We start from the raw sequence: 25,967 nt of genomic DNA, 5'->3' as shown, positions 1-25,967 counted from the left end.
TCCTTATTTAGGTAATGACTATCGTTTGTAGCGATGTTTATGGCTACTTTTATAGTAACTTTAGTCGGCTAACACCTTAAAGAGATGCTGTTTTAATAAGCCAAAATCGGCTGGTAACTCTGCCGATAAAATTTTCTTTGGCACAACCTGGGCTAAAGGTTCTGGTAGAGCAAGATCAATATTGAGAATATCTTCCACCACCTCATTAAATTTTGCAGGGTGCGCTGTCGCTAAGAAAATGCCTTTCTCATCTGCAGACATGGTTTGCTTTAATGCTAGGGCAGCAATGGCCGCATGGGGCTCAGACAAATATCCAGCACTGTTCAAGGCTTTTACAGACTCTGCAGTATCAGCCTCAGAGACTCCTAGTCCAATGATATCAGCTAATGACCAGTCCATCGCCTCAACGATTGCCTCTACACGTGGCCAATTGCTCGGCTCTGCCACATCCATAGCATTAGACATAGTGGCAACAGTGACTTCAGGCTGCCAATCACCGCTATCTAAATAGCGAGGTACGGTATCGTTGCTGTTTGTTGCAGCCACAAAACGTTTTACAGGTAGCCCCATCGCCTTAGCAAATAGACCCGCAGTTAAGTTGCCGAAGTTTCCACTCGGGACTGCAATGACAGGCTCGCCTTCATTGTGCTGTTTAAATTGAGCAACGGCCTCGAAGTAATAACAGATCTGAGCTAGTAATCGGCTAATATTGATTGAGTTTGCCGAGTTTAGGTGCAAGCCATCTCGAATATCCAGATCTTCAAAAGATTGCTTCACTAGGCTTTGGCACGCATCAAAGTCAGACTCTACCGCTACCGTATGAATATTATCCCCTAAAGTGGTGAACATCTTTTCCTGCAGCACGCTTATCTTGCCTTTAGGATATAAGACAACCACATTGATATTGTCTAAGCCATAGAAGGCATCAGCTACCGCAGCGCCAGTATCACCGGAGGTAGCTGTGAGGATGTTAATCTTCTCCGACTTTGCCAACTCATTTAAACATTGCGCCATAAAGCGTGCGCCAAAATCCTTAAAGGCAAGGGTTGGCCCATGAAATAGCTCTAGGCTATAAAGATTAGTATCCGCCTTTACTAAAGGAAGCTCAAAATTAAAGGCACGCTCTACCAATCTATCGACGGTATCTTGACCAAGCTCTGATGCTAACCAAGCACCAATGACTTTTTTACTTCTCTCAACGAATGGCAATGCCAATAAGCTATCCACATCTTGCAACTCTGGGATGACTTTCGGGAAGAATAAGCCCCTGTCCTTTCCAAGGCCTAACTTAACCGCTTGTGTAAAACTCACCACCTGAGATGGATGCTTTAGATTATACAACTCCATGACGACTTCCTTAAAATTCTGTTTATTAAGAGGCTTAATCGACTCGACGAGTCCCTTGATTATCGATTCTGCAAATATGAGTGAAGCCTTTTCCAGACTCAACATAGTTCGCGTCCAGCCATTGCTGCGCTTGTTTGGCCACATCAAGATCGTCGGTAATACTAAACAGCGTGGGGCCACTGCCAGAGATCCCTGTTGTTAGCATGCCTAATTGGGCTAAAGCAGCTTTCGCCTTTTGATAATTTGGAATTTCCGGCGCACGATAAGGTTCGGCCAACACATCCTTCAATACCGAAATCGCGAGCTCAGCATCTTGCTTATATGAAGCATGCACAAATGCACTTAAGTAACGCCCAAAATCAATGGTGGTCTGTTTATCAAACTCATTCGGCATCAACTGACGCATTCTAGAGGTCGATAGGGAGATCCCTGGATACGCCACGACCCAGTACCATTGTTTAAAATCTGGGATAGCTTCGCAAACTGTCTTAGGGGTATCTAGCATCAACTGCATACCACCTAAATAGCAAGGCGCGACATTATCATAATGAATTGAACCACTGATCTTGCCTTCAAATTCGCCCATTAAACGTAGCAGGTCTTGCTCAGAGAAAGCCTTATCGAAGAAGTCGTTCAAAGCAGCCAAGGCGGCAACCACAGAACTTGCACTCGAGCCGAGTCCACTGCCTACAGGCAAGTTCTTCTCAAGGGTCAACTTAAGGCCCACATCTTGATCTAGATGACTTAAGAAAAACTCCGCACATTGATAAACAATATTTTCTCGCTCATCTTGTGGCAGCTTGCTCGCCCAGTGACCTTCAAGAACCAGTGATAGCCCTTGCTCGGCAGATTCAACCCTTACCCTATCACCTAGCAAACTGCCATCGATAGGGGCTAACGCTGCACCGAGTAAGTCAAAGCCTACGCCTACATTGCCCATAGACGCTGGGGCATAAATAGTTACGCTCATACGCCAACCTCACGAGTCCAGTTTAAAGTACGTAATATATCGGCAAATGCCCCTGCAGCAGTTACATCGGTACCAGCGCCATAACCTCTAAGCACAAATGGGATTGGCTGATAGTAGCGACTGTAGAAAGCCAGTGCGTTCTCACCGCCTTTTACACTGTATAGCGGATCACTTGCATCGACTTCGGCAATTTTAACTTTACAGCCCTCATCATCAATCTGGCCGACATAACGCAATACCTTTCCTTGCGCCTTAGCCGCCTCGATACGTTGAGCTACAGCAGAATCTAAAGCAGGCAAATTAGCCATAAACTGTTCAACATCACCAGAGGCGTCAAATGACTCAGGAAGTACAGACTCAACATGAATATCACTGAGTTCAAGATCCATGCCGACTTCTCTTGCAAGAATAAGCACCTTACGCGCCACGTCCATACCGCTTAAGTCATCACGAGGATCTGGCTCTGTGAAACACTTGTCTCTGGCGATTGAGGTTGCTTGAGACAGTGTCATACCTTCATCTAGCATACCGAAGATATATGACAGACTTCCCGACAAGATGCCGTTAAAACGCAGCAACTTATCACCTGCAAACAGTAGCTTCTTCAGGTTATCGATGACAGGTAAACCGGCACCAACCGTTGTCTCATACAAGAACTGTCGACGCTGCTGAAGCGCTGTTTTTCTCAAGTCTTGGTAATAAGCCATATCGCGAGTATTAGCCTTCTTATTAGGCGTCACCACGTGTAGACCAGCATTCATCACATCGAGATACTTGTTGGAGACCAGTTCACTCGAGGTGCAATCCACCAGCACAGGGTTGAGTAATTGCTGCTCTTTTGCCCATTTGAGCATGGCATCAAGATCGACCTCTTGTTCACAATCGGCCAATAACCCTTGCCAATTAGCTAAGTCGACACCTTGAGCATCTAACAACATCTTTTTAGAGTTAACTATGCCGCAGACACGAATAGCAATATGCTGCTCTTTTAACATTCTGCGTTGCAGCTTTATCTGTTCAAGCAAACCGGCACCCACGTTGCCGCAACCAACAAGGAAGACATCTAAATAGTGCTGAACATCGAAGAATGATTGATGGCAGGCCGAGATAGCATGCTTAGTCTTACGCTGCTCAACCACCGCTGAAATTGAACGCTCTGAAGAGCCCTGGGCAATCGCAACAATATTAACCGTTGCCTGAGCAAGCGCTTGGAAAAACTTTGCCGCTACGCCTTTATGAGTGCGCATACCATCGCCAATCAAGGATACAATCGCTAAGTTATGACGCATCTCGACAGGCTCTAAAATCTCACTTTTTAGCTCAAGCTCAAACTCTTGCTCTAGAGCAAACTTAGCCTTTATCGCATCTTCAGTGGCAACACAGAAACTGATGCTATATTCAGATGAGCTCTGGGTAATTAAAGATACCGAAACCCCCGAGCGAGAAATGGCGCCGAGTGTGCGACTCGCCATGCCGACCATCCCCTTCATGCCTGGGCCTGACACATCAAACATTGTTTGGTCATCGAGATTGGAAATCGCTTTTACATGCAGACCAGTTTCATCTGGTTGATCCGATACTAAAGTGCCCACGGCTTCTGGATTAAAGGTATTACGGATATAACAAGGAATATGATACTGAGCGATCGGGGCCACAGTCTTAGGGTGTAAAACCTTAGCCCCAAAATATGAAACTTCCATCGCTTCTTGATAACTCAGCTGAGATAGCAGTTTTGCGTCGGCAACGACTCTTGGGTCGGTATTATAGACACCGTCGACATCGGTCCAGATCTCACAACAACTTGCACCAATACAAGCCGATAATACCGCTGCAGAATAATCAGAGCCGTTACGTCCAAGTGTCACGATATTGCCTTGGGCATCGCCGGCAGTAAAACCAGGCATTACCCAAACCCTTGCTGCTAATAAATCCACAGCGTTAAAGCGGAGTTTACTGGCTTCAATATCCACTGCAGACTCAAGACGTGGCCCGTAGCCTAATAGTAAAGACTCTGGTAGTAATAGTTCAGCACTATGGTTAAAGGATTTTATGACCTCGACCATTAATGCAGAAGACAGCTTCTCTCCGCCAACTAAAATCTGCGCTTCAACACTTTCTGGGCATTCACCCAGTAAACTCATTCCTTCAAGTTTACTCTGCCAAAAGCCAAGCTGTTGCTTGAATTTTTCGAGTAAAAGTGCGTTTTGCTCCGGGTTTAAACTTACCGCAGCAGCACCATACAAATCGTCAAAGACCTTCTCAACCTTGGCTAACACGGCGCGGTAATCGCCACCATTGATAGCAACCTCAACCATCTCAATCAGGCCATTTGTGACCGTAGCAGGCGCGGACAGAACCACAGCAGTTGGTTCTAGTTTTGCTGACTGGTTAACAATCTCTGCAGCGCCTTTAAAACGCTGCCAATTAGCAAGCGAGGTACCACCAAACTTCATAACTTTCATCAAAAACTCCTTTTACCGCGCCACCTAAGAAACAAAAAAGCCCGCTCCTTTAGGGGGAGCGGGCTTGATATTTTACTTATATCAGGTTGTGCTTAGCCCGCCCCCACGTTGGTAATCGTGGTGGTTGTAATAATGGTGGTGATCATTAAAACGTGGCTAAACATAAAAATTTGTAGTTATCCAAATGGAATAATTTGTGTACTAACAGAATTGCCTTTTTCACCCGTGAGTGTCAACCCCTAAATACAAGTTTAATGTTATTAATAAGCTTACAATCAAAATCTCAAGACAAAGTGCTCATAAATACCTATTTATGATCTTCCACCGAGTCAGTTACATGCGAAAAACCAAGTAACGTTTACGTAAACAAAAACACCAACAAGATGTAACTCATTAATAATTAATAAGTAAAAACCACAAAACAGTCGTCTCCAAGTAGCAATTTGAATATAGTCATTGGCTCACATCAAAACAGCCATCAAGCCGACATTCTCAACAAATTCACTCAAATAAAGTAACCTGTTTTAACTTAATCTCGTATCTGGATTAAATTGCCAATAACCAATAAAAATCGATATCAAAAGCAAAACTTGTTCGAGTCAGCGCTATTTACCGAAATCAAAGATGTGGCTTAGGTAGCAGAAGTGCATTCCTTCTATCGCAAATCCCTTTAAAGCAGGCTAGAATGCGCGCAAATTTCCGATTGGAGCCAATATGAAAATCACCGAAAAATGTGCTGTTAGCATCCATTACCGATTATCAGATGCGAAAGGTCAGCTTGTAGAAAGTTCTTTTGAAGGCGAGCCAATGATCTATCTGCATGGTGCAGAAAACATGATCCCAGGCTTAGAAGCAGCGCTTGAAGGCAAAGCACAAGGTGACATCCTTGATGTAACAGTTGATGCAGAGCAAGGCTACGGTCCATATCATGACGGTCTTCGTCAAGAAGTACCAATGTCAGCATTTGGCGACATCGAAGATATCGTTCCAGGTATGCGCTTTATCGCAGAAACTGAAATGGGCCAACGCCCAGTTCAAGTGACAGAAGTTAAAGACGATGTCGTTGTTGTTGACGGTAACCACCCTCTTGCAGGCCAGTCTCTAGCCTTCAACGTTGAAGTACTTGAAGTACGCGCAGCAACAGAAGAAGAGATTGCTCACGGTCATATTCACGCTCATGGCGGTGGATGTGGTAGCCATGGTCACTCTCATGAAGGCGGCTGTTGTGGCGGCGGACACGATCACGGCCATGAAGGTGGTTGCTGTAGTGACGACGAAACAAAAGAAGCTAAAGAAGGCTGTGACGGCAATGGCGGCTGTGGCTGCAGACACTAAATCCTTCTAGTTCTTTAGAATGAATTTAAGCCCGTTTCACCGATTAGAGTGAAGCGGGCTTTTTTTTGCTCTACACTGCAGTTGTTAGCGATTAATTCGAAGTTCAGCAGCGGAGCTGCTTGGTATCCTCTTTTGCAAAGGAACTGCAAATGTTATCTAAACCTGTTTACGAAGCCCTACCCTACACTTATTTAGCTATCGGTAGTATCAGTGTCATGATGCTTGAGCAAACCTATGCCCAACTGTTCTCTATTCTATTATTTCTCATGGGAAGTCGAGTCTATGCATTACGCTCAATTAACCGCCGTACCGATCCTAAAAAGCGCCGAAGAAAAGGGCTATTGCCAGCATTTATCTACGAACACATACCGTATATATACATACTCGCTGCGCTATTGCTGTTAAAGCTCGACTCAAAACTCGCTCCAGTGTTTAGCATAGTGTTAATAAGCTACGCGCTATACATTGTTATCAGCCGCGCCATGTACCGCAAACACAAAACCGTCACCGCACAGTTGATACAAGGTGTCGCTAACACCCAGCGTCGATAGTGAATAGAATAGACTTTTTAGAAACCTAATTTAAGCAGCTAACCCTTATAAGATTAACTGCTTAACACTTTCTCTTTGCTGCAAACTCATGTGCTTAAGATAGTTGGAGCAGCGAGTAATGGTCGCGATACTTATCTGGTATTCTTGAGCAATTTGGCGCTGACTCATCTCACCTTGTAATAGGGTTTGAAAAACCTTTAGCCTACCTGCAACGGCACTGCGCTCTTCTTCTGTAAGCAATAGCTCAAATAATACGATTAAATTCTGTAGATCTTGCTGTAATAAGACTTTCTCTAAAACTGAATCCCACTCTGCTCGCATTCCAACTCCTATTTACAACCACAAATAAACAACAATCACGTACTAGTGCGTCATTACGGTAAGTGTAACAAGAATCAGGCCTCGCATACATAGTTACAGGTTCTATTAGCTTTTCCAGAATCAAGCTACCAAAACAGTCATTTGTAACTAAGCGTAACGAAAGTAAAAAACGATTGGAGTCAGTAGGATAAATTTGGCTACAATGAGCCGACTAAGTTCACACAACATAATAAAAACGTGAGATTCAATATGACAAAGACATTAATCATGAGCCTTAGCGCACTACTTGCAACAGCAACGTTAGCCACAAGCGTACAGGCAAATAACTTTAAAGAAGCTGATGATGCCATCCATTACCGCCAATCAGCATTTAGTATGATCGCTTATAACTTTGGCGATATGGGCGCAATGCTAAAAGGTAAGAAAGAATACAATGCAGACGTTTTTGCTGTGCGCGCTGAAAATGTAGCTGCACTTTCAAAGCTGCCTTTAGAAGGGTTTGTTGCTGGTTCAGATAAAGGTGACACTGAAGCCTTATCTAAAATCTGGAGCGATAAAGCTGACTTTGACGCAAAGATGAAAACATTCCAAGAAAATGCCGCGATTCTTGCTCTTGCAGCAACTAAAGGCGACAAAAAAGAGATTAAAAAAGCTTTTGGCAACACGGGTAAAAGCTGTAAAGGCTGCCATGACGTTTACAAGAAAGACTAAGTCTTGTTAAAGAGTTAATAAAGCCTGTTTCACAACAGGCTTTTTCTTTTGCGAGAACTACAGCATCTCGATAACGGGTAACATCAAGTAGTTCACCACCAGTACACCCACAACCATGGCTAACACAATTGCTTTAAAGAATGATGCGAATGTGAGCTCTTCTATATTACTTTCGACAAGCTTAGATTTTGGTAGCTTCTTATAGCCACTAAACATTGCACCTAAAATTTTGTCACCTTTCATCATATGCACTCCAACCGCAAATACGTGCACTGTGGCTAAGACTAAAATGAGATCAAAATTCTTTTTATGTAACCAAGTTAACCAACTTGCAGTATCTGAGCTTACGAAAGAATACAGTGGCCCTTCAGTAAAAATTTCATCGGTTGCAAATAAGCCACTAATAAGCTGAACACAAATCAGTGTAATCAGGGTGATCACCATATAACCGCCAACCGGATTATGGCCTATTGATGAAGAAATCCCCTCCCGCCGAGTTTTACCAAGATAGTTAATCACCGTTTTAGGTGAATGAACAAAATGACTAAAGCGTGCAGTATCACTGCCGATGATGCCCCAGATCAGTCTAACGGCAACTAGCACCATCAGAGCATAAGCCAAAATCTGATGCCACTCCATCTCCCCGGCATCTGCTGTCCACCATAATCCACCTAGCAGACACAACATGCCCCAATGGAAAATCCGTGTTGGAATATCCCAAACCTTAACTTTGACTAAATTTTGTTCCATGTTCAGCCACTCTTTAAAATTAATTTATCTTAGGCTGACCATTATAAAGGGGGAATTACGATAGGGCTATGAGCTTATTAACACAGATTTTTTTGCGGAAAAACTAAAAATAGAGCTAACTTATCCAATCCAATATGACCTGCTTTTTATCGGTTTTCAAGGAAATTTGGCCAATTATTGGCTATATTTGTCTAAGTGATCAAATAAAAGCCGAACAGTCTAAAAGAGCCTATAAAACGTGATTTAGATCACGACTTTCCTACCTGAGATTGGTAGTCTGAACTCAAGGAAACAACAAAAGGTTCGATATATGATAAAGATTACTAGCAAGCATTTCGAAGTTACTGAATCTATCCGCGAACGTATTGAAGCCAGATTAGAAAAATTAGCAAGACACGATGTACAGCTAATTAATCCACACGTTATTATTGAACAGGAGAAGCAAGGGTTTAAGATTGAAGCTTCTGTGGGCATACCAAGTGCCAAGTTATTTGCCCAGGCGAAACATGACGACCTTTACGCAGCAATTAATGCAATGGGACAAAAGCTGGAGAAACAGCTAAATCGCCTGACTCATAAACCAGAGAGTCAACGTCACGCAACACTTAAAATAGAAGATGATGCCATTGATGACGACTTTGATGATAACTTAGAGGAGGAATACGCAGCTTGATATCATTGTTAAATTTACACGCAAAGCGCACCTTCGGGTGCGCTTTTTTATGCAAAAAACTCAATTAGACCAAGTTTTGATTGACACTCTGGTTCCACCCCTTTAGTTTTAATTCCATGAGCAAAATCCATACTATACTTTTTACTTTCTTTTTTATGTCCCCCACCCTCGGAGGCGGAACTTTGGTGTAAAAACGAAAGTAAAAATTCCAAAGCCTCCCACATGGGAGGCTTTTTTATATCAGCAAAGATAAGCGAGGCTTTTCATGCTTGTCGCTACGGATATTAGAAATTGATTCAGAGGCTAAGATGAGTAAACCACAACCCTTAAATCACACTCGAGAGCAGATCACTAGCCTCGACAATGAACTACTGGCCCTGCTTGCTAAGCGCCGTGAATTAAGTTTGGATGTTGCCCGCAGTAAAGAAGTAGATGTCAGACCTATACGCGATACGGTCCGCGAGAAAGAGTTGTTATCACGCTTGGTGAAACAAGGCCGAGAGCAAGGTCTAGATGCCCACTATGTGATCTCTCTTTATCAAAGCATTATCGAAGACTCTGTACTGAATCAACAAGCCTATCTGCACGGCCGCGCAAATCCAGAAACACAATTGCAGCAATATTGCATCGCATACCTTGGTGCCAGAGGCTCATACTCTTACCTAGCCGCCAGCCGCTACTGCGATCGACGCCAAGTAAAAATGCAAGATCTCGGCTGTCAAAGTTTTGATGAGATAGTGCAAGCCGTCGAGTCCGGACATGCAGATTACGGCTTCCTACCAATTGAAAATACCTCTTCAGGCTCAATCAACGAAGTTTATGATGTATTGCAACATACAAGCCTTGCCATCGTAGGTGAGACAACTATCGAGGTTGGCCATTGTTTATTAGCAAATAGCGGCAGCACTATTAATGATATCAAAACCGTTTACGCACACCCGCAGCCAATAAGTCAGTGCAGCCGCTACCTGAGTCAACACGGCGAGTTTAAACTCGAGTATTGCTCTAGCAGCGCCGAAGCAATGGAAATGGTCTGTAATGCCAATGATAACAGCGTTGCTGCAATCGGCAGCGCTGAAGGTGGCGCTCTATATCAATTGGAAGCCGTTGAAACAGGTTTAGCCAATCAAAAAATCAACCAAAGTCGCTTTATTGTTGTAGCAAGAAAAGCAGTCGAAGTGCCGTCACAATTACCAGCAAAGTGCACCTTGATTATGGCTACAGGACAAAAGCCAGGCGCATTGGTTGAGGCCTTACTGGTACTTAAAGCCCGTAACCTGAATATGAGCAAGCTGGAATCTCGCCCTATTCCAGGGACTCCTTGGGAGGAGATGTTCTACTTAGATATTGACGCGAACCTCTCTAGTGAGCCAATGCAAGCAGCGCTAAAAGAGCTGGAGAAAACCACGCGCTTTATCAAGGTGCTTGGCTGCTACCCATGTGAAACAGTTAAACCCACTCAGCTCAGCAATAGCCAATTAATGATAGAGCCTGATACTTCTAAGTCGACCACAGTTACCGCTACTCCGCCGAGTAAACAGATGCGCGTCAGTAAGCAGTACAAGAGTAAATCAACTCAAGTGATTTGCGGCCAACTTAGCCTCGGCGATGGTAATCTAGGCGCTATAGCTCAGGTGCAACTGCCACTTGATCTGCTGCAATTTGAACAAATGGCAAAAGAGCTTAAGGAGTCTGGATTCCAAGCCGTGGTTATTCAGGGCTTGAGTCAACAAAGTGATCTTATTAGCTCGATAGAGAAGTTTAAGCATGCTTTGAACCAATTTAATCTCGTTTGTGTGTTAGCCATTGAACACGAAACAGATTTAAGCATGGCAATCCAATTTGCCGATGTGGTGATGCTTGCAGGCAATTTGATGTATAACCAAGCCATACTAAGTCAACTCGGTAGTTTGCTGGTTCCTGTGATTTTAGAGCGGAATGCTATGGCCAGTGTAGATGACTTGCTTAATGCCGCTGAAGAAGTTCTCAGCCAAGGCAATCAGCAACTTATACTTTGTGAGTCAGGCGTAACCACACTAAACAATTCAGGTAAACCATCGCTAGATTTGGCTGCATTGGTTGAGCTAAAAGCGCTGAGTCACTTACCGGTTGTTGTTAACCCTAGTTATGCCATTGATGCCGATCAGCTAGCTACATTTGCTAAAGCCATTAAGCAGCTTAAAGGTGACGGTGTCATGATGAATCTAAGCGCGATAGATACTGCTGGTCAAGGTCACCCAGGCGAGCTCGTTAAAGCGGTATTAGGTAACTTGTACCACTAGCCGACATTCTTCATTACCTGCAACAAGGATGAGTGAGAGCAGGTAATTGCGAGCTGGCGAAAATGAGTGCAGATTAAGGGTTACGCTGAGCAGCATGCTCAGCGTTACTTTTATCAATTAGGCTTGGAATTGTGGTTCCTTGAACGAGTATAGAAAACACCACTACCGCATACGTCATCACCATAAGTAGTTCACGCAAATCAATATTGCTACCAGATATAATCAATACCCCCGTCGGTAAACTCATCGCCATCGCAAGTGCTAATCCCCCTCGTAACCCACCCCATACCAAGATCTTCTCAGCGTATGAGTTGTAACGCCTAAAGCGCCTGAACCCCATGTAAGGCAAGTAAATACTGATAGTTCGCCCAATGAGCACAATTGGTACAGAAAGCAACATAAACCACCATAGTTCTACGTCAAAGTGGATCAGTAACAGTAAGAGCCCTAATAGTAGGAAGAGTAGTGAGTTGAAGAAAGATTCTATCAATAACCAAAAGCTATCAAGGTGCGCCCACTCAGACTCTTTAAGTAATCTAGGCACGCTCACATTGCCGATAATGATCCCCGAAGTTACCATAGCTAAAGGCCCTGAGACGCCAAGCATATCAGCAACCACATAACCGGCACTCGGTACCAGTAATGTCATTAATAAATATTGAGTTCGCTCCTCCGATAGATGCAGCATACCGTGTAAAACCGCCGCCAATACCCCGCCATAGATCACACCACCAATAGCCTCACGAATAAATAACTCGGTGACGCTAGCAAAGGTTAACGGCTCGGTTGAAAACGCCACCTGAGAGATGGCGACAAAAATAACTAAGCCGATACCATCGTTAAACAGTGACTCCCCCTCAACCTGAATAGCAATGTCCTCAGGTGCACCAAGCTGTTTAATGATTGCCAATACTGCGATAGGGTCTGTAGGAGATATTAACGCACCAAACAACAGGCAGTAACTAAAGTTGAGCTGTAGCTCTAAGAAGCCGGAAAGTACATATAGCAAACCGCCGATAATGACGGTGGAGAGCAAAGTGCCAACAAAGGCCAGAACAAAAATTTCCCACCTCTGTTGTTTGAGGACATTGAGCTTTATCTGCAAAGCCCCTGCAAACAACAAGAAACCTAACATTCCGTTGAGTAGTAAGGCTTTAAAATCGAGTTGCTCTAAATCGGTCACTAAAGTGGAATAGAGTTCCACTCCAAAAATTTTACCTGCAATTAAAATAACTAAACTTAAGCCTAAAGCTAATGCGGTAATGGTGATCGTTTGTTGCCAACGGTGTAAACGTGAAGAGATAAGTGAAATAGCGAGAGAGAGTGCAGATAACAGGCAGAGGATTTCGTAACTGGTCACAAGCTAGTCTCGATTGAAAGTTATAGAAAAGATTAAATACTGCGGCCTTCAATTAAGCTGAGCCAGCCTTTAAACACACGGCCAGCAAACCACACAGCACCAGCAACATAAAGTGTTGTGCTGAGCCACTGCGGGCTAGCTAGATAACCTACGAGAATAACAGTAAACAGACCGACGATAGACCAGCGCTGCCAACGCAGATGCACTGCCATAGTGCTATTTGAATCTTGTTGTGGCTGGTAGATATTAATGAGCAGGCTGAGCGCTGCGGGAACCAGAAAAAGTGGAAAGCAGGCCATAAGCCCGTACAGAAGGTGAGCAAGGCTCCTGTCTTCTAATGCTAGCGGTTGAGAATGTAATGTTGATGCCATGCGCCACTCCGTAGAAAGATAAAAGACAGGCGCAATTCCATCGCGGCCTGCCTTTAACCTTACGTTCTCATTGTGAGTTGTGCAACTTTCACATCTGGTTTATTTCAAATTTTAATACTAATGTCATCGCCTATTTAGCGAAAATACAACTATAACTCTAGTGTCACATCTGACTTTAATTTTGTTGAGCAAGCAAGTACATATCCTTGAGCTATCTCATCTGGCGTTAATGCCATTTGACTTGATGACTCGACTTCACCTTCAACAACCTTACATTTACATGCGCCGCAAACACCTGAACGACATGCAGCAATAATCGGTAACCCCTCGGCCTCAATACCGTCCAATACCGTTTGCTCAGCAGCCAAGTTACGGCTTTTATCGCCGATACTGAGCATAAAGCCATTGGCAGCTAAATGATCGCCAGTATTGGTATTTTGCTCTTTCGCTGCACTTAGCTCGGCACTATCACCTTTAAAGCTACCAAAGCTTTCTTGATGAAACTGCGACATATCAAAATCTAACGATTCAAGTAATGCTTTAACGGCATTCATGTATGGCTCAGGCCCACAGACAAACACGGTACGCGTTTTAAAGTCAGGCACTAGGCGAGCTAGGTTTTCAGCATTTAAGCGCCCTGCTTGCTTGTCGGTAAACTTACCGCTTATTCCAACATTAGCAAAAATGCCAAGCTCTTCTAAAATATAGTTAAGCTTGAATTCGCTACTGCGCTCGGCCATTTGTGCAATGGTTGATTCAAAAATCAGATCTTTATTAGACTTTGCGCTGTGCAGGAAGCTTATATCCGGACCCATTTCGGTATCGGTTAACCAGCGCGACATTGAAAACATAGGAGTAATACCACAGCCAGCACTTAAAAATAGGTACTTATCAGCAGGGATATCAACAAGGTTAAATGCGCCATCAGGACCAAGTGCTCGCACCATATGACCGACTTCAAGGTTATCTGCTAAGTAGTTCGACACCTTGCCGCCTTCAATACGTTTGATAGTCAGCACGATAGAATATGGGCGAGAGGGTGATGAGCTAATGGTGTAACTCCGTGCGATTTTCTGGCCATTAATCTCAAGTAACAGAGTTAAAAACTGCCCCGGTTTAAAGTGAAACTTAACGGGTGTAGTGCCTTGAAAGCGAAAACTCATTACATCATGGGTTTCATTCCACTTCTCAACACAAACCAGTTGATGCTCACCCGATTGCCATTGCTGTGCTGAAAATGATTCCAAATTTGAAGCTTGCTTATTCATTGCCATATTCACGCGATACCTACCTATCAAACTAAGCCTGTTAACTTTAAAATTAAAAATGGCCACACATTGGTGGCCATTTTCAACTTACTTATCACCAATAACCTTGCAGTTACGCCACATTAAGGATGCGGTTTAAGTCTGCTTCAACAGTTGTGGTGTTACGAAGACCAAACTTCTCTTCAAGCACCTTAGCTAAGTTAGGTGTTAAGAACGCTGGTGCCGTTGGGCCAGTCATAATGTCCTTCACCCCAAGTGATAATAGCGTTAGCAGTACTACAATCGCTTTTTGCTCAAACCAAGAAAGCACTAAGGTCAGTGGCAATTCATTGATGTCACACTCAAAGGCCTCTGACAATGCAATAGCTAACTGAATGGCTGAATAGGCATCATTACACTGACCGATATCTAATAGACGTGGGATCCCGTTGATGTCACCAAACTCAAGTTTGTTGAACTTATACTTACCGCAACCAAGGGTTAGAATAACGGAGTCAGCCGGTGCCTGAGTCGCAATATCAGTAAAGTAACCACGCTCTTGCTTATCACCGTCACAGCCCCCTACCAAGAAGAAATGCTTGATTGCACCACTCTTCACATTTTCAATTACGGTAGGCGCCGCAGCCATTAACGCATTACGGGCAAAACCTATGGTGATTAGATGGGGGATCTCATCATAAATAAAGCCTTCTAAAGATTCAGCTTTAGCAATCACTTCACTGAAGTCTTCGCCAATGATGTGCGTTACACCAGGCCAACCAACGATACTACGGGTGAAAATACGATCTGAGTAATCACCAACATTTGGGTCGATGATACAGTTAGATGTCATTACAACTGCGCCTGGGAATGTGGCAAACTCTTTTTGCTGATTCTGCCATGCGCTGCCGTAGTTACCGACTAAGTGTGGATATTTCTTAAGTTCAGGGTAAGCAAGAGCAGGTAGCATTTCACCGTGAGTGTAAACGTTAATGCCCTTCCCCTCGGTTTGCTCAAGAATTAGCTCAAGATCCTTCATGTCATGACCAGACACTAAGATAGCCTTACCTTTTACTGACTTAGTGTTCACTTGCGTTGGCTCTGGGTGACCAAAGGCATGAGTTTCACCTTCATCTAGCATCGCCATTACTCGGTAGTTAAGCTGACCAATCTGCATGGCAGTATTAAATAGCTTATCTGCATCAACAGAATCTTCGCCCAAGAACGCCATGATCTGGTGAAACTCACCGGCAACTTCATCACTTGTTTGCTCAAGTACGCGAGCATGTTCCATATAGGCTGCGGCGCCCTTAAGGCCATACAAGCACAGTAGACGTAAACCCATGATATCTTCATGCACTTCATCTTTACCACGGTTAGGCACAGCCTGAAGCGCTTGAGTCAACATTTCAGGCTTAGTGGCACCCAGTACCAATTGCATAGGTGCATTCATTGGTTTGGCTTCAATGTTTAGTTCACTGCACTTAGCTTCATAAGCCGCTTTTAAGCGATTACGGAAGGTTTCAGCTTGAGTCGTGTACGCAATGATGCGTTCATCATCGAAGTTAACGTTAGTTAAGGTTGCAAAAAATGCTTTAGGTACGAATGTATCGATTTCATGGTCGATGATGCCGACTTCGCGAGCAAGCGCCGCGTAAGACGATACACCTTGTAGAATATAGATAAGAAGATCTTGTAAATCTGAAGTATCTGAAGACTTACCGCACATACCTTGGGTATAGCTACAGCCGTTACCCGCAGGTGTTCTAATTGTTTGCTCACATTGAATACAAAACACGACACTAACTCCTATATTTTATATCATGCATTTTATTTGCATGTTTTAAGGTTAGTCTACGCTTCTTGAGAATTTGCAAAAGGACTTTCTATGATTAAAGGCTGAAACTATGAAAGAGATCACTTTAAGTGTTCACTAATAAATACTTTAAAAGTGGGGTAAGTAAGATATAAAAGCACTTATTATCAATAGTTAACCCTAATAACAGATAATATTGAAACCGCTAATAGTTAAAAAAGCTCTGCCAGAGGTGAAATAATTCGGTACTGATAACCATTATCAAAAGCAGCGTGATTTAATAAGCAAAACACAAAAAAGGCGCCTAAGCGCCTTTTGTCATATGTACTAATTCTGCTGAAAACTGGTTCTAACAACCAGTGCTAACCTTAGCCGTTATTATTAGCCCGTTTTCATATCATTAACTGATTGCAACATCGCCCGACTCTCTCTTTGGAACTGTGGCGCAAAGTCACCAAACCAGCGAGACACTTCTGCAAACTGAGCCACGAAGGCATCACGATTGCCAGACTTTAAAATAGATAACGCCTGAGAGTAATTGTCTAGGTAATCACTAATTGCGACTAAGCTTTCCTCTTGAGCAAAGATAATATCGGCGTATAGCTCAGGGCTTTGGGCAAATAGGCGCCCTACCATCGCCAGCTCTAAACGATAAATTGGCGAACTAAATTGCAGTAATGACTCAATATCGGCTTCTTCTTTGTATAGGTTTAAGCCATATACAAATGAGGAGAAGTGTCGCATCGCTTGCACTAACTGCATGGCTTTATCGTGTTTGCTTGGCTCGGCTTCAACAATGCGAGCGCCCCAGATTTCAATCTGCTCAATTAGCCATTGGTAAGCATCGCTATCACGGCCATGACACACCACAACCACTTGTTTGGCTAAGCTGCCAACATCGGGACCAAACATAGGGTGTAAGCCGAGCACTGGGCCTGAATGCGCGGTAAGCATTGCTTCAACTGGCGCGCCCTTAATGGATGTTAAATCAGCCAAGATGCAATTTTTAGGTAAGTTTGTTAGTTTCTCGGCAATTAATTCACAGGTAATATTAATTGGTACTGTGACAATGACTAAACCTGCACCATCGAAGATGCTTTCGCTGTTTACCCAATCATCTTTATCGAGGGTCTTCACTTGGTAACCGGAAAGCGTTAGCATTTGTGAGAACAAACCACCGAGCTTACCTTCACCACCCACAATCACCACATGGCCTAAGTCAGCTTTGACTTGTTTAAAGCCCACATCCTTTTCATTGAGATAGGACTCACGCATAAGGCGACGTAAAATGTCTTCAATCAGTTGCGGCGCCACATTCATCGCTTTGGCTTCTTCACGCCTTTTAGCTAACATGTTAGCTTCGCGCTGCGGCGCGTAAATAGGTAAGCCTGCACCGTGCTTTACTGCACCAACCTGTGCAACAAGATCTAGACGCTTTCTTAGTAGATGCAGTAATTGCTGATCGACTCCGTCAATCAAGCCTCTGAGGTTTTCAAGCTCTGCTGTACTCTTCTCATTCATCAATCTTTCTTCCATCAGCCGTTTGCTACTTTGAGCATATCAAATCTTGTCGCTAATACCGATGCTAACTCGCTAGCACCTGTCCGTAATAAGGCTTCTGTCGTCGCCCAATCAATGCAGGCATCGGTTACCGATACACCGTAGGCTAATTTATCCATAGGTAAATCACTACTCTGCTTACCCGCGTTGAGGTGGCTTTCGAGCATCACACCTATGATGGATTTATTGCCCGCCGCTATCTGATTAAAGACATCTTCGCATACTGGCTTTTGTTTATTATGATCTTTTGACGAGTTGCCATGGCTACAATCTACAATCAATCGTGCATTAAGCTTTGCAGCATGTAGTTGCTGTTCGCACTCAGCCACGCTTTCAGCATCATAATTTGGTGTTTTGCCGCCACGTAAAATCACATGCCCGTCAGGATTACCTGCGGTTTGCAATAGTGCGACTTGACCTTGTTGGTTAATGCCCATAAAGCGATGACTACTTGCCGCTGACTCTAGTGCATTAATGGCAACGCCAAGCTTACCGTCAGTACCGTTCTTAAAACCTACAGGCATCGAAAGGCCCGATGCCATTTCACGGTGAGTTTGCGACTCTGTGGTACGTGCACCAATCGCAGACCAAGTAATAAGCTCTGACATGTACTGCGGACTAATAGGATCAAGCGCCTCTGTAGCTACAGGCAGTTCAAGTTCAGCCAGCCAGATCATCAGTTCGCGAGCTTTTCTCAAGCCTTTATCTACATCGAACGATTCATCCATATCAGGATCGTTGATCATGCCTTTCCAGCCAACCGTAGTGCGTGGCTTTTCGAAGTAAACACGCATCAGTACAAAAAACTGACCACCGAGTTCATCATGTAGCTTCTTAAGCTTAAGCGCGTACTCTTTTGCGGCATCAATATCATGGATAGAGCAAGGGCCTGAGATCACCAATACGCGATTATCACGTTTATGCACGATATCTGATACAGTTTTACGCGCATTCAGTACATATTGGTATGCATGCTTAGACAGAGGCAATTCACGCTTTAGCTCTTCTGGAGTCACTAACACTTGTTCTGAACTGATATGGACATTGTTAATTGTATCTTGTTGCATAATAACCACCTGCTTATCTCTAATCCGCTTCCCGCGTCAACGACCTTTTCTACACAGAAGAACGTCTCAACTCATATGAATCAAACTACCAAAGTAACATTGTAACGGTACACCATTACACCTTGTAAGCACTATGCCTATTCGGCGATATAAGATCAAGTGCAATTTAAATAAATGAAAAATTCTAATCCAGCAGTGCAAGCTAAAGGAAAGAGAACAAAACGAGGAGGTGGCTGTTTGAGCCAAAACAGACAGCTCTGTTAGTTTTAACTTATTTTAGGCAACAAAAAACCGCCATATAGGCGGTTTCTCGTGCGAACACTGCATCTTTTTTTTAGCGAGTACTAAATTACTTAGTAGCAAGCTTCTCACGGATACGTGCAGACTTGCCTGAACGATCACGTAGGTAGTAAAGCTTAGCACGACGAACACGGCCGCGACGCTTAACTTCGATGCTAGAGATGATTGGGCTGTGAGTCTGGAACGCACGCTCAACACCTTCACCATTAGAGATTTTACGTACTGTGAATGCAGAGTGAACGCCGCGGTTACGCTTAGCGATTACAACGCCTTCAAACGCCTGTAGACGCTCTTTACCGCCTTCTACAACACGTACTTTAACAACTACTGTATCACCGGCACCAAATTGTGGTACGTCGGTTTTCATTTGCTCTTCGTTGAGCATTTTGATGATGTTATTCATTAAATAAACTCCATACTAGTAATAACTGCGCTTCGACTAATCATCTTGTTTGATGTTGTCAACAAATTCGGCTAATAGCTTCTCTTGTTCGCCAGTCAGAGCTAGATTTTCAAGTAATTCTGGTCGTCTCAACAAAGTCCTACCTAGGCTTTGCTGTAAACGCCAGCGTCTAATATGTTCGTGGTTGCCACTTAGCAATACGGCTGGAACATCCAGTCCATCCAAACTTTCAGGACGCGTATAGTGGGGACAATCCAGTAATCCATCAGAGAAGGAATCCTGCTCTGCGGAAGCTTGTTTTCCTAGTACGCCAGGAACCAATCTTGAAACTGAATCAATCAGAGTCATCGCTGGGAGTTCACCGCCCGAAAGCACGTAATCCCCTATCGACCACTCTTCGTCCACTTCAGTTTGAATAATGCGTTCATCAACACCTTCGTATCGACCACACACTAAAACCAAACTGGATGATTTTGCTAACTCTTCAACGCCTTGCTGTGTCAGCTTACGGCCTTGAGGAGAAAGGTAAATCACCTTTGCCTCTTTTCCAGCTGCAGCTTTCGCCGCATGGATGGCATCACGTAGAGGCTGCACCATCATCAACATTCCTGGGCCACCACCATAAGGGCGGTCATCCACAGTTTTATGTTTATCATGGGTGAAATCTCGAGGATTCCACGTTTGCAACTCTAGTAACCCTTTACTAACTGCACGACCCGTTACACCAAAGTCTGTTACGGCACGAAACATCTCGGGAAACAGGGTTACTACCCCTAACCACATATGTTGTACCTCGACTTAAAAGTCCGGATCCCAATCCACTAAAATCTGTTTTGCTGCCAAGTCCACCTTTTGGATGAACTGGTCAGTAACAAAGGGAATCATACGTTCCGCTTTGCCAAAGCCATCTTTTGCGTTTGCTTTAACTAAAAGTACGTCATTCGATCCTGTTTCCACGATCTCCTGAACTGTACCCATGTTGTAGCCTTTGGTATTAGTGACTTCACAGCCTATAAGATCTCGCCAGTAGAATTCATCTTCTGGAAGCTCTTGCATCTGCTCAGCAGGCACCGCAATCTCACAATTAGTAAGCGCTTGTGCCTCATCCCGTGTTGATACGCCTTCAAGACAAGCAACAACTGCTTTACCTTGGAAACGCCACTGGGCGACTTTAACCTCGCGCCATTCGCCTTGCTCTTTAATAAGCCAAGGTGAATAGTCAAAGATACCTTCAACAGAGTCGGTATAGGTAGTGATCTTCAACCAACCTTTAATGCCATAACTTGAACCGATTTTGCCAAGGATGACGGGTTCTTGTTTACTACTCATCAATCTATACCCTAACGCTATTAAGCAGCAGCTTTACGAGCGTCTTTGATCAATTTTGCTACACGATCAGTAGTAGCAGCACCGTTAGCAACCCAATGCTCAACACGGTCAAGATCTAAGCGTAGAGCTTCTTCTTGGCCACGTGCTACTGGGTTAAAAAAGCCAACGCGCTCGATGAAACGACCGTCACGGGCGTTACGGCTGTCAGCTACAACGATGTTATAAAATGGACGCTTTTTTGCGCCGCCACGAGCTAAACGAATGGTAACCATGCGTTTGGTATCCTCTAATGATTTGCTTTTTATCAAGCAAAAATAAAAACTGAAACTCCGTGTTCGCGGAGAGCCCCAGATAGAAAGCCGGCAGATTTTACCTGACTGACCGACGAATGCAACCGTAATCGGCGTTTTTTACGCCTAAAACGATTAACAGACCAGGGTGAGTTTCACTCTAGTCTGTAAAATTAGCTTTGCAGAATTGAAAGATAGCCTAGCGGCCCGGCATTTTCATGCCTGGTGGAAGCATACCGCTCATACCACGCATCATTTTTTTCATGCCGCCTTTCGATGACATTTTTTTCATCATCTTCTGCATTTGCGTAAACTGTTTAAGTAAACGGTTCACGTCTTGAATTTGCGTGCCTGAACCCATCGCGATTCTGCGCTTACGAGAACCTTTAATGATATCTGGACGTTGGCGTTCACCTGGCGTCATAGAATTGATAATCGCTTCCATCTGCCCTGTCATCTTGCCGTCTTGAACTTGAGCTAAAGCCTCAGGTGGTAATTGACCCACACCAGGCAGCTTCTCAATCATGTTCATCATGCCGCCCATGTTCTTCATCTGCTGCAGCTGCTCACGGAAATCTTCTAAATCAAAACTTCCGCCTTTCTTTACTTTAGCAGCAAGCTTCATCGCCTTTTCTTGGTCAACGCCGCGCTCAACCTCTTCAATAAGAGACAGCACGTCGCCCATACCTAGAATACGTGAAGCAACACGATCAGGGTGGAACGCTTCTAACGCGTCGGTTTTCTCACCCACACCCAAGAATTTAATTGGCTTACCTGTGATATGACGAATCGACAGCGCGGCACCACCACGTGCATCACCGTCAACCTTGGTCAGTACCACACCAGTTAGCGGTAACGCTTCGTTAAAGGCCTTAGCTGTATTGGCCGCATCTTGACCTGTCATGGCGTCAACCACAAACAGAGTCTCAACTGGTTTTACTGCAGCATGAAGCTCTTTAATCTCATCCATCATGGCTTCATCGACATGCAAACGACCTGCTGTATCGACAATAACCACATCAATGAATTTTAGCTTAGCGTGAGCAATCGCTGCATTAGCGATATCGACTGGCTTTTGGCTAACGTCTGATGGGAAGAATTGAACTTCAACTTCACCTGCTAAGGTTTCTAGCTGCTTGATCGCCGCTGGACGATAAACGTCGGCAGACACAACAAGAACAGATTTCTTCTCGCGCTCACGCAAGAATTTAGACAGTTTTGCAACACTGGTGGTCTTACCCGCACCTTGCAAACCCGCCATCATGATCACTGCAGGCGGCTGCGCAGATAGGTCTAAAGCTTCATTCGCTTCACCCATCGCATTTTCAAGTTCGCTTTGAACGATCTTAATAAAGGCTTGGCCTGGACTTAGACTCTTAGAAACCTCTTGTCCAACAGCGCGTTCTTTAACGCTATTTACGAATTCACGAACCACAGGCAAGGCAACATCGGCCTCAAGAAGTGCCATGCGGACTTCGCGTAAGGTTTCCTTAACGTTTTCTTCCGTTAAGCGACCACGGCCACTGATATTTTTCAGAGTCCGTGACAATCTGTCAGTTAAGTTCTCAAACATTATCCAGTTCTTTACCGTTTAAAATTTACATTGATGGGGCTGTATTATAGCGATGCCCAGATATTATGCTACAGAATGACGCAAGTTACTTTTACAACTAAGGGTCGTGAAACGTAAAAAGTGACTAAAAATTGGTAATTAGACAAAAAATCGACCTATTTTTGCAACCAAGGTCACTGCCCAAAGCCCATTAGCTCATGCTATTCTACACCATAATGTTACATGCTAACTTAACGTTTAAAGTCTAAATGACTTTCGTACCTAAAATTGACTCGATATATTTGTTCACTCAGTAATTTAACTCCTGTTTGAATCACGCTAGTATGCAAGTTGTTGGTCAGTTTTACTTATACATAAGAGCATGTGTTAGCGCATCAAGTTCAAAAACAAATAGGTTAATACTCAATGGTCATTTTTTCAGCTTCAGCCATGTTGTTTTACAGTATTGCTCTGGTTCTCGTCGCCAGCCGACTTTTTCACGCTGACGGTCCAAACAGAAAATTAGTTGCTGGCGTAGCTGCGATTGGTGTAGTACTGCATGCAGCAGCACTGTCGCAAGCCATCGTCACCTCAGATGGCCAGAACTTCAGCCTAACCAATGTTATCTCTATGGTTAACTGGATTATTACTTTCAGTTTCACCATTTTGCTGTTTAGGCTTAAAGTCATTGTGGTTTTACCTGTGGTTTATGCTTGTTCGGTCATTTCTGTCGCTCTACTTTGGTTAGTGCCTCCTGAATACATTATTCATTTCGAGCTCCACCCAGACGTCTTAGTTCACGTGGTATTGTCACTTATGGCTTATAGTGCTTTGATGATCGCGGCTCTTTACGCTATCCAACTGGCCATTATTCAAAACCGCCTTAAGAGTAAGAAGCTGGTGATGACCTCTGCTATGCCACCACTGATGACAGTAGAAAAGCAGCTTTATCACTTAGTGATAGTTGGCGTAATTTTATTGAGTTTGTCATTGGCTACGGGCTTTATCTTCCTCGATGATATGTTTGAGGAAGGCAAGGGCCACAAAGCTGTACTATCGATTATGGCTTGGTGCGTCTATATAGCCATGTTAGCTCAGCAATATTGGGTCGGCTGTCGAATTAGAGCAGCGGTAGCTTACACGTTAACCGGTGGCGTCTTGTTATCATTAGCCTATTTTGGTGCCCGTGTTGTTAAAGAGTTAATCCTCAACTAAGCTGCACACATTGTTAATTGACCCATCCTATAGTGGTGGGTCAAACTTGACACCCTCTTGAAAGTTCTGTAATTACTAATTTCATAGTGCTTTTTCAGCTTTACTATTCGCCCTTTCTTTAAACAACAGCGGAGTTCCAACGTTTGGACGATATATCCACTGGCGTACTTTTAACTATTCTGTTCGTCTTAATTCTGCTCTCAGCCTACTTCTCTGGCTCAGAAACCGCCATGATGTCACTCAATCGCTACCGCCTTAGACACTTGGCGAATAGCGGCCATAAAGGTGCTAAACGCGCTATCGTCATGCTTGAGCGCCCAGATCGTCTCATTGGACTGATTTTGATTGGCAATAACCTAGTTAATATTTTAGCCTCAGCTATCGCAACCATTATTGGTATACGTTTATTTGGTGACGTGGGGGTCGCCATCTCGACCGGTGTGTTAACGCTCGTCGTCCTTGTGTTTGCTGAAGTCACCCCCAAAACCGTTGCCGCCCTTCATCCTGAACGTATCGCCTTCCCCTCTAGTGTTATTTTACGTGTTCTGTTAGTTGTTCTTTCTCCTTTAGTCAAAGTCGTTAACTTCATTACCTCTACGTTTTTACGCTTACTGGGTATTCGCTCGGTTAAAGCCGATGATGCTTTAAGCCAAGAAGAACTGCGTACCGTTGTAAATGAAGCGGGAGCCCTGATCCCCCAGCGTCACCAAGAAATGCTGCTATCAATTATGGACCTTGAAAAGGTAACGGTAGACGACATCATGATCCCACGCTCTGATCTTTATGCCATCAATATTAACGATGAGTTTAAGAGCATCAATAAGCAGGTGATCCAAAGCCCGCACACAAGGGTGTTGCTCTACCGCGACACCATCGATGATGCTGTAGGTTTTGTTCACCTAAGAGACGCATTAAGGCTGCAATCTAAAGGTCAGTTTAGTAAGTCATCCCTACTGCGCGCAGTTAAAGAGCTGTACTTTATTCCTGAAGCAACACCGCTTAATGTGCAGCTATCCAACTTTCAACAGAACAAAGAGCGTATCGGTCTGGTTGTCGATGAATATGGCGATATTCAGGGCTTAGTAACACTAGAAGATATTTTAGAAGAGATCGTCGGTGATTTTACCACCTCTATGGTGACCACACCGAGTGAAGATATCAATCAGCAACAAGATGGTAGCTATCTGGTTGAGGCTAGCATCAACATTCGCGAACTAAATAAAGAGATGGCTTGGCACTTTCCGATTGACGGACCTAAGACGATTAACGGTTTAGTGCTGGAATACCTTGAGGAGATCCCAGAACCTAATACCTCAATGCGTCTATACGGTTATCCACTCGAGGTGGTTGATGTTGCTGACAACATGATTAAAACGGTAAGAGTCATGCCACAACACTATAAAGCCCCTAAAAGGCCCGAAGTATAATGTCGAAAGAACTCGGGACTAAAGTCAGTTTCTATTAAAAAAAGGCGCTATTAGCGCCTTTATTTATCCCACCTTTATTAAGCCGCACTTTTGGCAGCTTCTAATGCTCTACGCTTCTCTCGAGCCATTGGCGTAATGTCGTCTAACAACTTTTTTTCCATACCAAGCATAAAATAAACTTCAGCCATCAAGAAAAATGGTCCAATCAACAGCTGATTCAGATCATCGACAAAAGCAGGCTTGGCTTTTTCATAATGATGGCCAATAAATTGAATTATCCAGCCAACAAAAAATACCGCCAGTGCTATCCAAATAGCATTGGTCATTTGCGCCACAAGGCCCGATGTATAGAGCACAGGAATAATAAACAGCGTTAGACCTACCGCCAGCCTCGCATGGAGTAAAAAATAATAGATAAGCACGCCAACAGTGAAAATAGTGGCCACATTAAAACTAACAACAGGATCGTTGGATACGGCAAAGTTTAATGGTATTAGATTTAATAATAAAAAGAGTGACCAGATAATCAGCGGGATCCCGACAAAATGGGTCTTAATGTTTTTCGGATTTAAATGCACACTTTTGTAGGTTGATAGCTGTTCTTCGGCGGATTTCATCTGCTCTTCTC

Annotated in this window: 24 protein-coding genes and 1 other annotated feature; of the genes, 7 read left to right on the top strand and 17 right to left on the bottom strand. The window is 43.9% G+C overall.

Going from position 1 to position 25,967, the window contains the following annotated elements; genetic code table 11:
• Positions 1 to 60 precede the first annotated feature (60 nt).
• From thrC to thrA, 3 genes are read right to left on the bottom strand one after another with little or no spacing between them, the layout of a single operon-like run.
• The gene (gene thrC, locus Q1A86_RS01995; protein WP_299802165.1) at positions 61 to 1,347 is read right to left on the bottom strand and encodes a threonine synthase; all 1,287 of its coding nucleotides are present in this window, start codon (positions 1,345 to 1,347) and stop codon (positions 61 to 63) included.
• A gap of 34 nt (positions 1,348 to 1,381) precedes the next feature.
• Entirely contained in the window at positions 1,382 to 2,317 is a 936-nt protein-coding gene (thrB, locus tag Q1A86_RS01990) for a homoserine kinase (protein ID WP_299802164.1), read from the bottom strand.
• Positions 2,314 to 4,779 carry a bifunctional aspartate kinase/homoserine dehydrogenase I gene (gene thrA / locus Q1A86_RS01985; protein ID WP_299802163.1) on the bottom strand — a complete coding sequence of 822 codons (2,466 nt, stop codon included), beginning with the start codon at positions 4,777 to 4,779 and terminating at the stop codon, positions 2,314 to 2,316. Before thrA ends, thrB begins: the two co-directional genes overlap by 4 nt.
• A 714-nt stretch (positions 4,780 to 5,493) precedes the next feature.
• Between thrA and slyD the strand changes: the two genes are divergently transcribed.
• Together slyD and Q1A86_RS01975 are read left to right on the top strand one after the other, a co-directional pair.
• On the top strand, positions 5,494 to 6,114 hold the full coding sequence (slyD, locus tag Q1A86_RS01980) for a peptidylprolyl isomerase (protein WP_299802161.1): 621 nt from the start codon (positions 5,494 to 5,496) through the stop codon (positions 6,112 to 6,114).
• 149 nt (positions 6,115 to 6,263) lie between these two features.
• The gene (locus tag Q1A86_RS01975; protein ID WP_299802160.1) at positions 6,264 to 6,665 is read left to right on the top strand and encodes a hypothetical protein; all 402 of its coding nucleotides are present in this window, start codon (positions 6,264 to 6,266) and stop codon (positions 6,663 to 6,665) included.
• A gap of 45 nt (positions 6,666 to 6,710) precedes the next feature.
• Here the strand turns inward: Q1A86_RS01975 and trpR are convergent, their stop codons facing one another.
• Positions 6,711 to 6,986 carry a trp operon repressor gene (gene trpR, locus Q1A86_RS01970; protein ID WP_299802158.1) on the bottom strand — a complete coding sequence of 92 codons (276 nt, stop codon included), beginning with the start codon at positions 6,984 to 6,986 and terminating at the stop codon, positions 6,711 to 6,713.
• 249 nt (positions 6,987 to 7,235) lie between these two features.
• On the opposite strand from trpR, the gene Q1A86_RS01965 reads away from it, so the two are divergent.
• Positions 7,236 to 7,697 (top strand): cytochrome c, encoded by a 462-nt coding sequence (locus Q1A86_RS01965; protein WP_299802157.1) that lies wholly within the window; start codon positions 7,236 to 7,238, stop codon positions 7,695 to 7,697.
• A gap of 57 nt (positions 7,698 to 7,754) precedes the next feature.
• On the opposite strand, the gene Q1A86_RS01960 is transcribed toward Q1A86_RS01965, so the two are convergent.
• A complete protein-coding gene (locus tag Q1A86_RS01960) occupies positions 7,755 to 8,447 on the bottom strand; it encodes a cytochrome b/b6 domain-containing protein (protein ID WP_299802156.1) in 693 nt (230 codons plus the stop codon).
• Between the two features lie 310 nt (positions 8,448 to 8,757).
• Here Q1A86_RS01960 and raiA point away from each other — a divergent pair, with 310 nt between their 5' ends.
• Both raiA and pheA read left to right on the top strand, forming a co-directional pair.
• Positions 8,758 to 9,120 carry a ribosome-associated translation inhibitor RaiA gene (gene raiA, locus Q1A86_RS01955; protein WP_299802155.1) on the top strand — a complete coding sequence of 121 codons (363 nt, stop codon included), beginning with the start codon at positions 8,758 to 8,760 and terminating at the stop codon, positions 9,118 to 9,120.
• A 121-nt stretch (positions 9,121 to 9,241) separates the two neighbouring features.
• Positions 9,242 to 9,360: a sequence feature (Phe leader region), on the top strand.
• 68 nt (positions 9,361 to 9,428) lie between these two features.
• Positions 9,429 to 11,402, top strand: coding sequence for a prephenate dehydratase (gene pheA, locus Q1A86_RS01950; protein WP_299802154.1), 1,974 nt, complete (start codon positions 9,429 to 9,431; stop codon positions 11,400 to 11,402).
• A 73-nt stretch (positions 11,403 to 11,475) separates the two neighbouring features.
• Here the strand turns inward: pheA and Q1A86_RS01945 are convergent, their stop codons facing one another.
• The 11 genes from Q1A86_RS01945 to ffh form a co-directional block, all read right to left on the bottom strand.
• Positions 11,476 to 12,762 (bottom strand): sodium:proton antiporter, encoded by a 1,287-nt coding sequence (locus Q1A86_RS01945; RefSeq protein ID WP_299802152.1) that lies wholly within the window; start codon positions 12,760 to 12,762, stop codon positions 11,476 to 11,478.
• A gap of 32 nt (positions 12,763 to 12,794) precedes the next feature.
• Positions 12,795 to 13,133 (bottom strand): hypothetical protein, encoded by a 339-nt coding sequence (locus tag Q1A86_RS01940; protein ID WP_299802151.1) that lies wholly within the window; start codon positions 13,131 to 13,133, stop codon positions 12,795 to 12,797.
• Between the two features lie 149 nt (positions 13,134 to 13,282).
• Entirely contained in the window at positions 13,283 to 14,407 is a 1,125-nt protein-coding gene (locus tag Q1A86_RS01935) for a hybrid-cluster NAD(P)-dependent oxidoreductase (RefSeq protein ID WP_299802150.1), read from the bottom strand.
• A gap of 106 nt (positions 14,408 to 14,513) precedes the next feature.
• Positions 14,514 to 16,178 (bottom strand): hydroxylamine reductase, encoded by a 1,665-nt coding sequence (gene hcp, locus Q1A86_RS01930; protein ID WP_299802148.1) that lies wholly within the window; start codon positions 16,176 to 16,178, stop codon positions 14,514 to 14,516.
• A 399-nt stretch (positions 16,179 to 16,577) separates the two neighbouring features.
• Entirely contained in the window at positions 16,578 to 17,717 is a 1,140-nt protein-coding gene (gene tyrA, locus Q1A86_RS01925; RefSeq protein ID WP_299802147.1) for a bifunctional chorismate mutase/prephenate dehydrogenase, read from the bottom strand.
• Positions 17,718 to 17,731: 14 nt separating this feature from the next.
• The gene (locus Q1A86_RS01920; protein WP_299802145.1) at positions 17,732 to 18,823 is read right to left on the bottom strand and encodes a 3-deoxy-7-phosphoheptulonate synthase; all 1,092 of its coding nucleotides are present in this window, start codon (positions 18,821 to 18,823) and stop codon (positions 17,732 to 17,734) included.
• A 349-nt stretch (positions 18,824 to 19,172) separates the two neighbouring features.
• Positions 19,173 to 19,526 carry a 50S ribosomal protein L19 gene (gene rplS / locus Q1A86_RS01915; protein WP_012276214.1) on the bottom strand — a complete coding sequence of 118 codons (354 nt, stop codon included), beginning with the start codon at positions 19,524 to 19,526 and terminating at the stop codon, positions 19,173 to 19,175.
• A gap of 36 nt (positions 19,527 to 19,562) precedes the next feature.
• Positions 19,563 to 20,309, bottom strand: a complete 747-nt coding sequence (trmD, locus tag Q1A86_RS01910; RefSeq protein ID WP_299802143.1) for a tRNA (guanosine(37)-N1)-methyltransferase TrmD — start codon at positions 20,307 to 20,309, stop codon at positions 19,563 to 19,565.
• 15 nt (positions 20,310 to 20,324) lie between these two features.
• On the bottom strand, positions 20,325 to 20,855 hold the full coding sequence (gene rimM / locus Q1A86_RS01905; RefSeq protein ID WP_299802141.1) for a ribosome maturation factor RimM: 531 nt from the start codon (positions 20,853 to 20,855) through the stop codon (positions 20,325 to 20,327).
• 20 nt (positions 20,856 to 20,875) lie between these two features.
• The gene (rpsP, locus tag Q1A86_RS01900; protein ID WP_012154307.1) at positions 20,876 to 21,127 is read right to left on the bottom strand and encodes a 30S ribosomal protein S16; all 252 of its coding nucleotides are present in this window, start codon (positions 21,125 to 21,127) and stop codon (positions 20,876 to 20,878) included.
• A gap of 217 nt (positions 21,128 to 21,344) precedes the next feature.
• Positions 21,345 to 22,718, bottom strand: a complete 1,374-nt coding sequence (gene ffh, locus Q1A86_RS01895; RefSeq protein ID WP_299802139.1) for a signal recognition particle protein — start codon at positions 22,716 to 22,718, stop codon at positions 21,345 to 21,347.
• 405 nt (positions 22,719 to 23,123) lie between these two features.
• Here ffh and Q1A86_RS01890 point away from each other — a divergent pair, with 405 nt between their 5' ends.
• Both Q1A86_RS01890 and Q1A86_RS01885 read left to right on the top strand, forming a co-directional pair.
• Positions 23,124 to 23,912, top strand: coding sequence for an inner membrane protein YpjD (locus Q1A86_RS01890; RefSeq protein WP_299802137.1), 789 nt, complete (start codon positions 23,124 to 23,126; stop codon positions 23,910 to 23,912).
• A gap of 143 nt (positions 23,913 to 24,055) precedes the next feature.
• Positions 24,056 to 25,339, top strand: coding sequence for a CNNM domain-containing protein (locus tag Q1A86_RS01885; RefSeq protein WP_299802135.1), 1,284 nt, complete (start codon positions 24,056 to 24,058; stop codon positions 25,337 to 25,339).
• A 77-nt stretch (positions 25,340 to 25,416) separates the two neighbouring features.
• Here the strand turns inward: Q1A86_RS01885 and Q1A86_RS01880 are convergent, their stop codons facing one another.
• Positions 25,417 to 25,956 carry a DUF962 domain-containing protein gene (locus tag Q1A86_RS01880; RefSeq protein WP_299802134.1) on the bottom strand — a complete coding sequence of 180 codons (540 nt, stop codon included), beginning with the start codon at positions 25,954 to 25,956 and terminating at the stop codon, positions 25,417 to 25,419.
• Positions 25,957 to 25,967 lie beyond the last annotated feature (11 nt).

Source organism: uncultured Shewanella sp. (assembly GCF_947497935.1).
Lineage (GTDB): Bacteria > Pseudomonadota > Gammaproteobacteria > Enterobacterales > Shewanellaceae > Shewanella.
This window is presented reverse-complemented; position numbering and strand designations above follow the sequence as displayed.

What these genes read in the sequence shown, in the direction of transcription:
- ffh (WP_299802139.1), bottom strand. Translation starts at nt 22,718, where the DNA reads ATGTTTGAGAACTTAACTGACAGATTGTCACGGACTCTGAAAAATATC.
- Q1A86_RS01935 (WP_299802150.1), bottom strand. Translation starts at nt 14,407, where the DNA reads ATGGCAATGAATAAGCAAGCTTCAAATTTGGAATCATTTTCAGCACAG.
- raiA (WP_299802155.1), top strand. Translation starts at nt 8,758, where the DNA reads ATGATAAAGATTACTAGCAAGCATTTCGAAGTTACTGAATCTATCCGC.
- Q1A86_RS01960 (WP_299802156.1), bottom strand. Translation starts at nt 8,447, where the DNA reads ATGGAACAAAATTTAGTCAAAGTTAAGGTTTGGGATATTCCAACACGG.
- trpR (WP_299802158.1), bottom strand. Translation starts at nt 6,986, where the DNA reads ATGCGAGCAGAGTGGGATTCAGTTTTAGAGAAAGTCTTATTACAGCAA.
- Q1A86_RS01965 (WP_299802157.1), top strand. Translation starts at nt 7,236, where the DNA reads ATGACAAAGACATTAATCATGAGCCTTAGCGCACTACTTGCAACAGCA.
- pheA (WP_299802154.1), top strand. Translation starts at nt 9,429, where the DNA reads ATGAGTAAACCACAACCCTTAAATCACACTCGAGAGCAGATCACTAGC.
- tyrA (WP_299802147.1), bottom strand. Translation starts at nt 17,717, where the DNA reads ATGAATGAGAAGAGTACAGCAGAGCTTGAAAACCTCAGAGGCTTGATT.
- Q1A86_RS01880 (WP_299802134.1), bottom strand. Translation starts at nt 25,956, where the DNA reads ATGAAATCCGCCGAAGAACAGCTATCAACCTACAAAAGTGTGCATTTA.
- Q1A86_RS01890 (WP_299802137.1), top strand. Translation starts at nt 23,124, where the DNA reads ATGGTCATTTTTTCAGCTTCAGCCATGTTGTTTTACAGTATTGCTCTG.
- rpsP (WP_012154307.1), bottom strand. Translation starts at nt 21,127, where the DNA reads ATGGTTACCATTCGTTTAGCTCGTGGCGGCGCAAAAAAGCGTCCATTT.
- Q1A86_RS01975 (WP_299802160.1), top strand. Translation starts at nt 6,264, where the DNA reads ATGTTATCTAAACCTGTTTACGAAGCCCTACCCTACACTTATTTAGCT.
- thrC (WP_299802165.1), bottom strand. Translation starts at nt 1,347, where the DNA reads ATGGAGTTGTATAATCTAAAGCATCCATCTCAGGTGGTGAGTTTTACA.
- Q1A86_RS01940 (WP_299802151.1), bottom strand. Translation starts at nt 13,133, where the DNA reads ATGGCATCAACATTACATTCTCAACCGCTAGCATTAGAAGACAGGAGC.
- trmD (WP_299802143.1), bottom strand. Translation starts at nt 20,309, where the DNA reads ATGTGGTTAGGGGTAGTAACCCTGTTTCCCGAGATGTTTCGTGCCGTA.
- Q1A86_RS01920 (WP_299802145.1), bottom strand. Translation starts at nt 18,823, where the DNA reads ATGCAACAAGATACAATTAACAATGTCCATATCAGTTCAGAACAAGTG.
- rimM (WP_299802141.1), bottom strand. Translation starts at nt 20,855, where the DNA reads ATGAGTAGTAAACAAGAACCCGTCATCCTTGGCAAAATCGGTTCAAGT.
- thrB (WP_299802164.1), bottom strand. Translation starts at nt 2,317, where the DNA reads ATGAGCGTAACTATTTATGCCCCAGCGTCTATGGGCAATGTAGGCGTA.
- slyD (WP_299802161.1), top strand. Translation starts at nt 5,494, where the DNA reads ATGAAAATCACCGAAAAATGTGCTGTTAGCATCCATTACCGATTATCA.
- thrA (WP_299802163.1), bottom strand. Translation starts at nt 4,779, where the DNA reads ATGAAAGTTATGAAGTTTGGTGGTACCTCGCTTGCTAATTGGCAGCGT.
- rplS (WP_012276214.1), bottom strand. Translation starts at nt 19,526, where the DNA reads ATGAATAACATCATCAAAATGCTCAACGAAGAGCAAATGAAAACCGAC.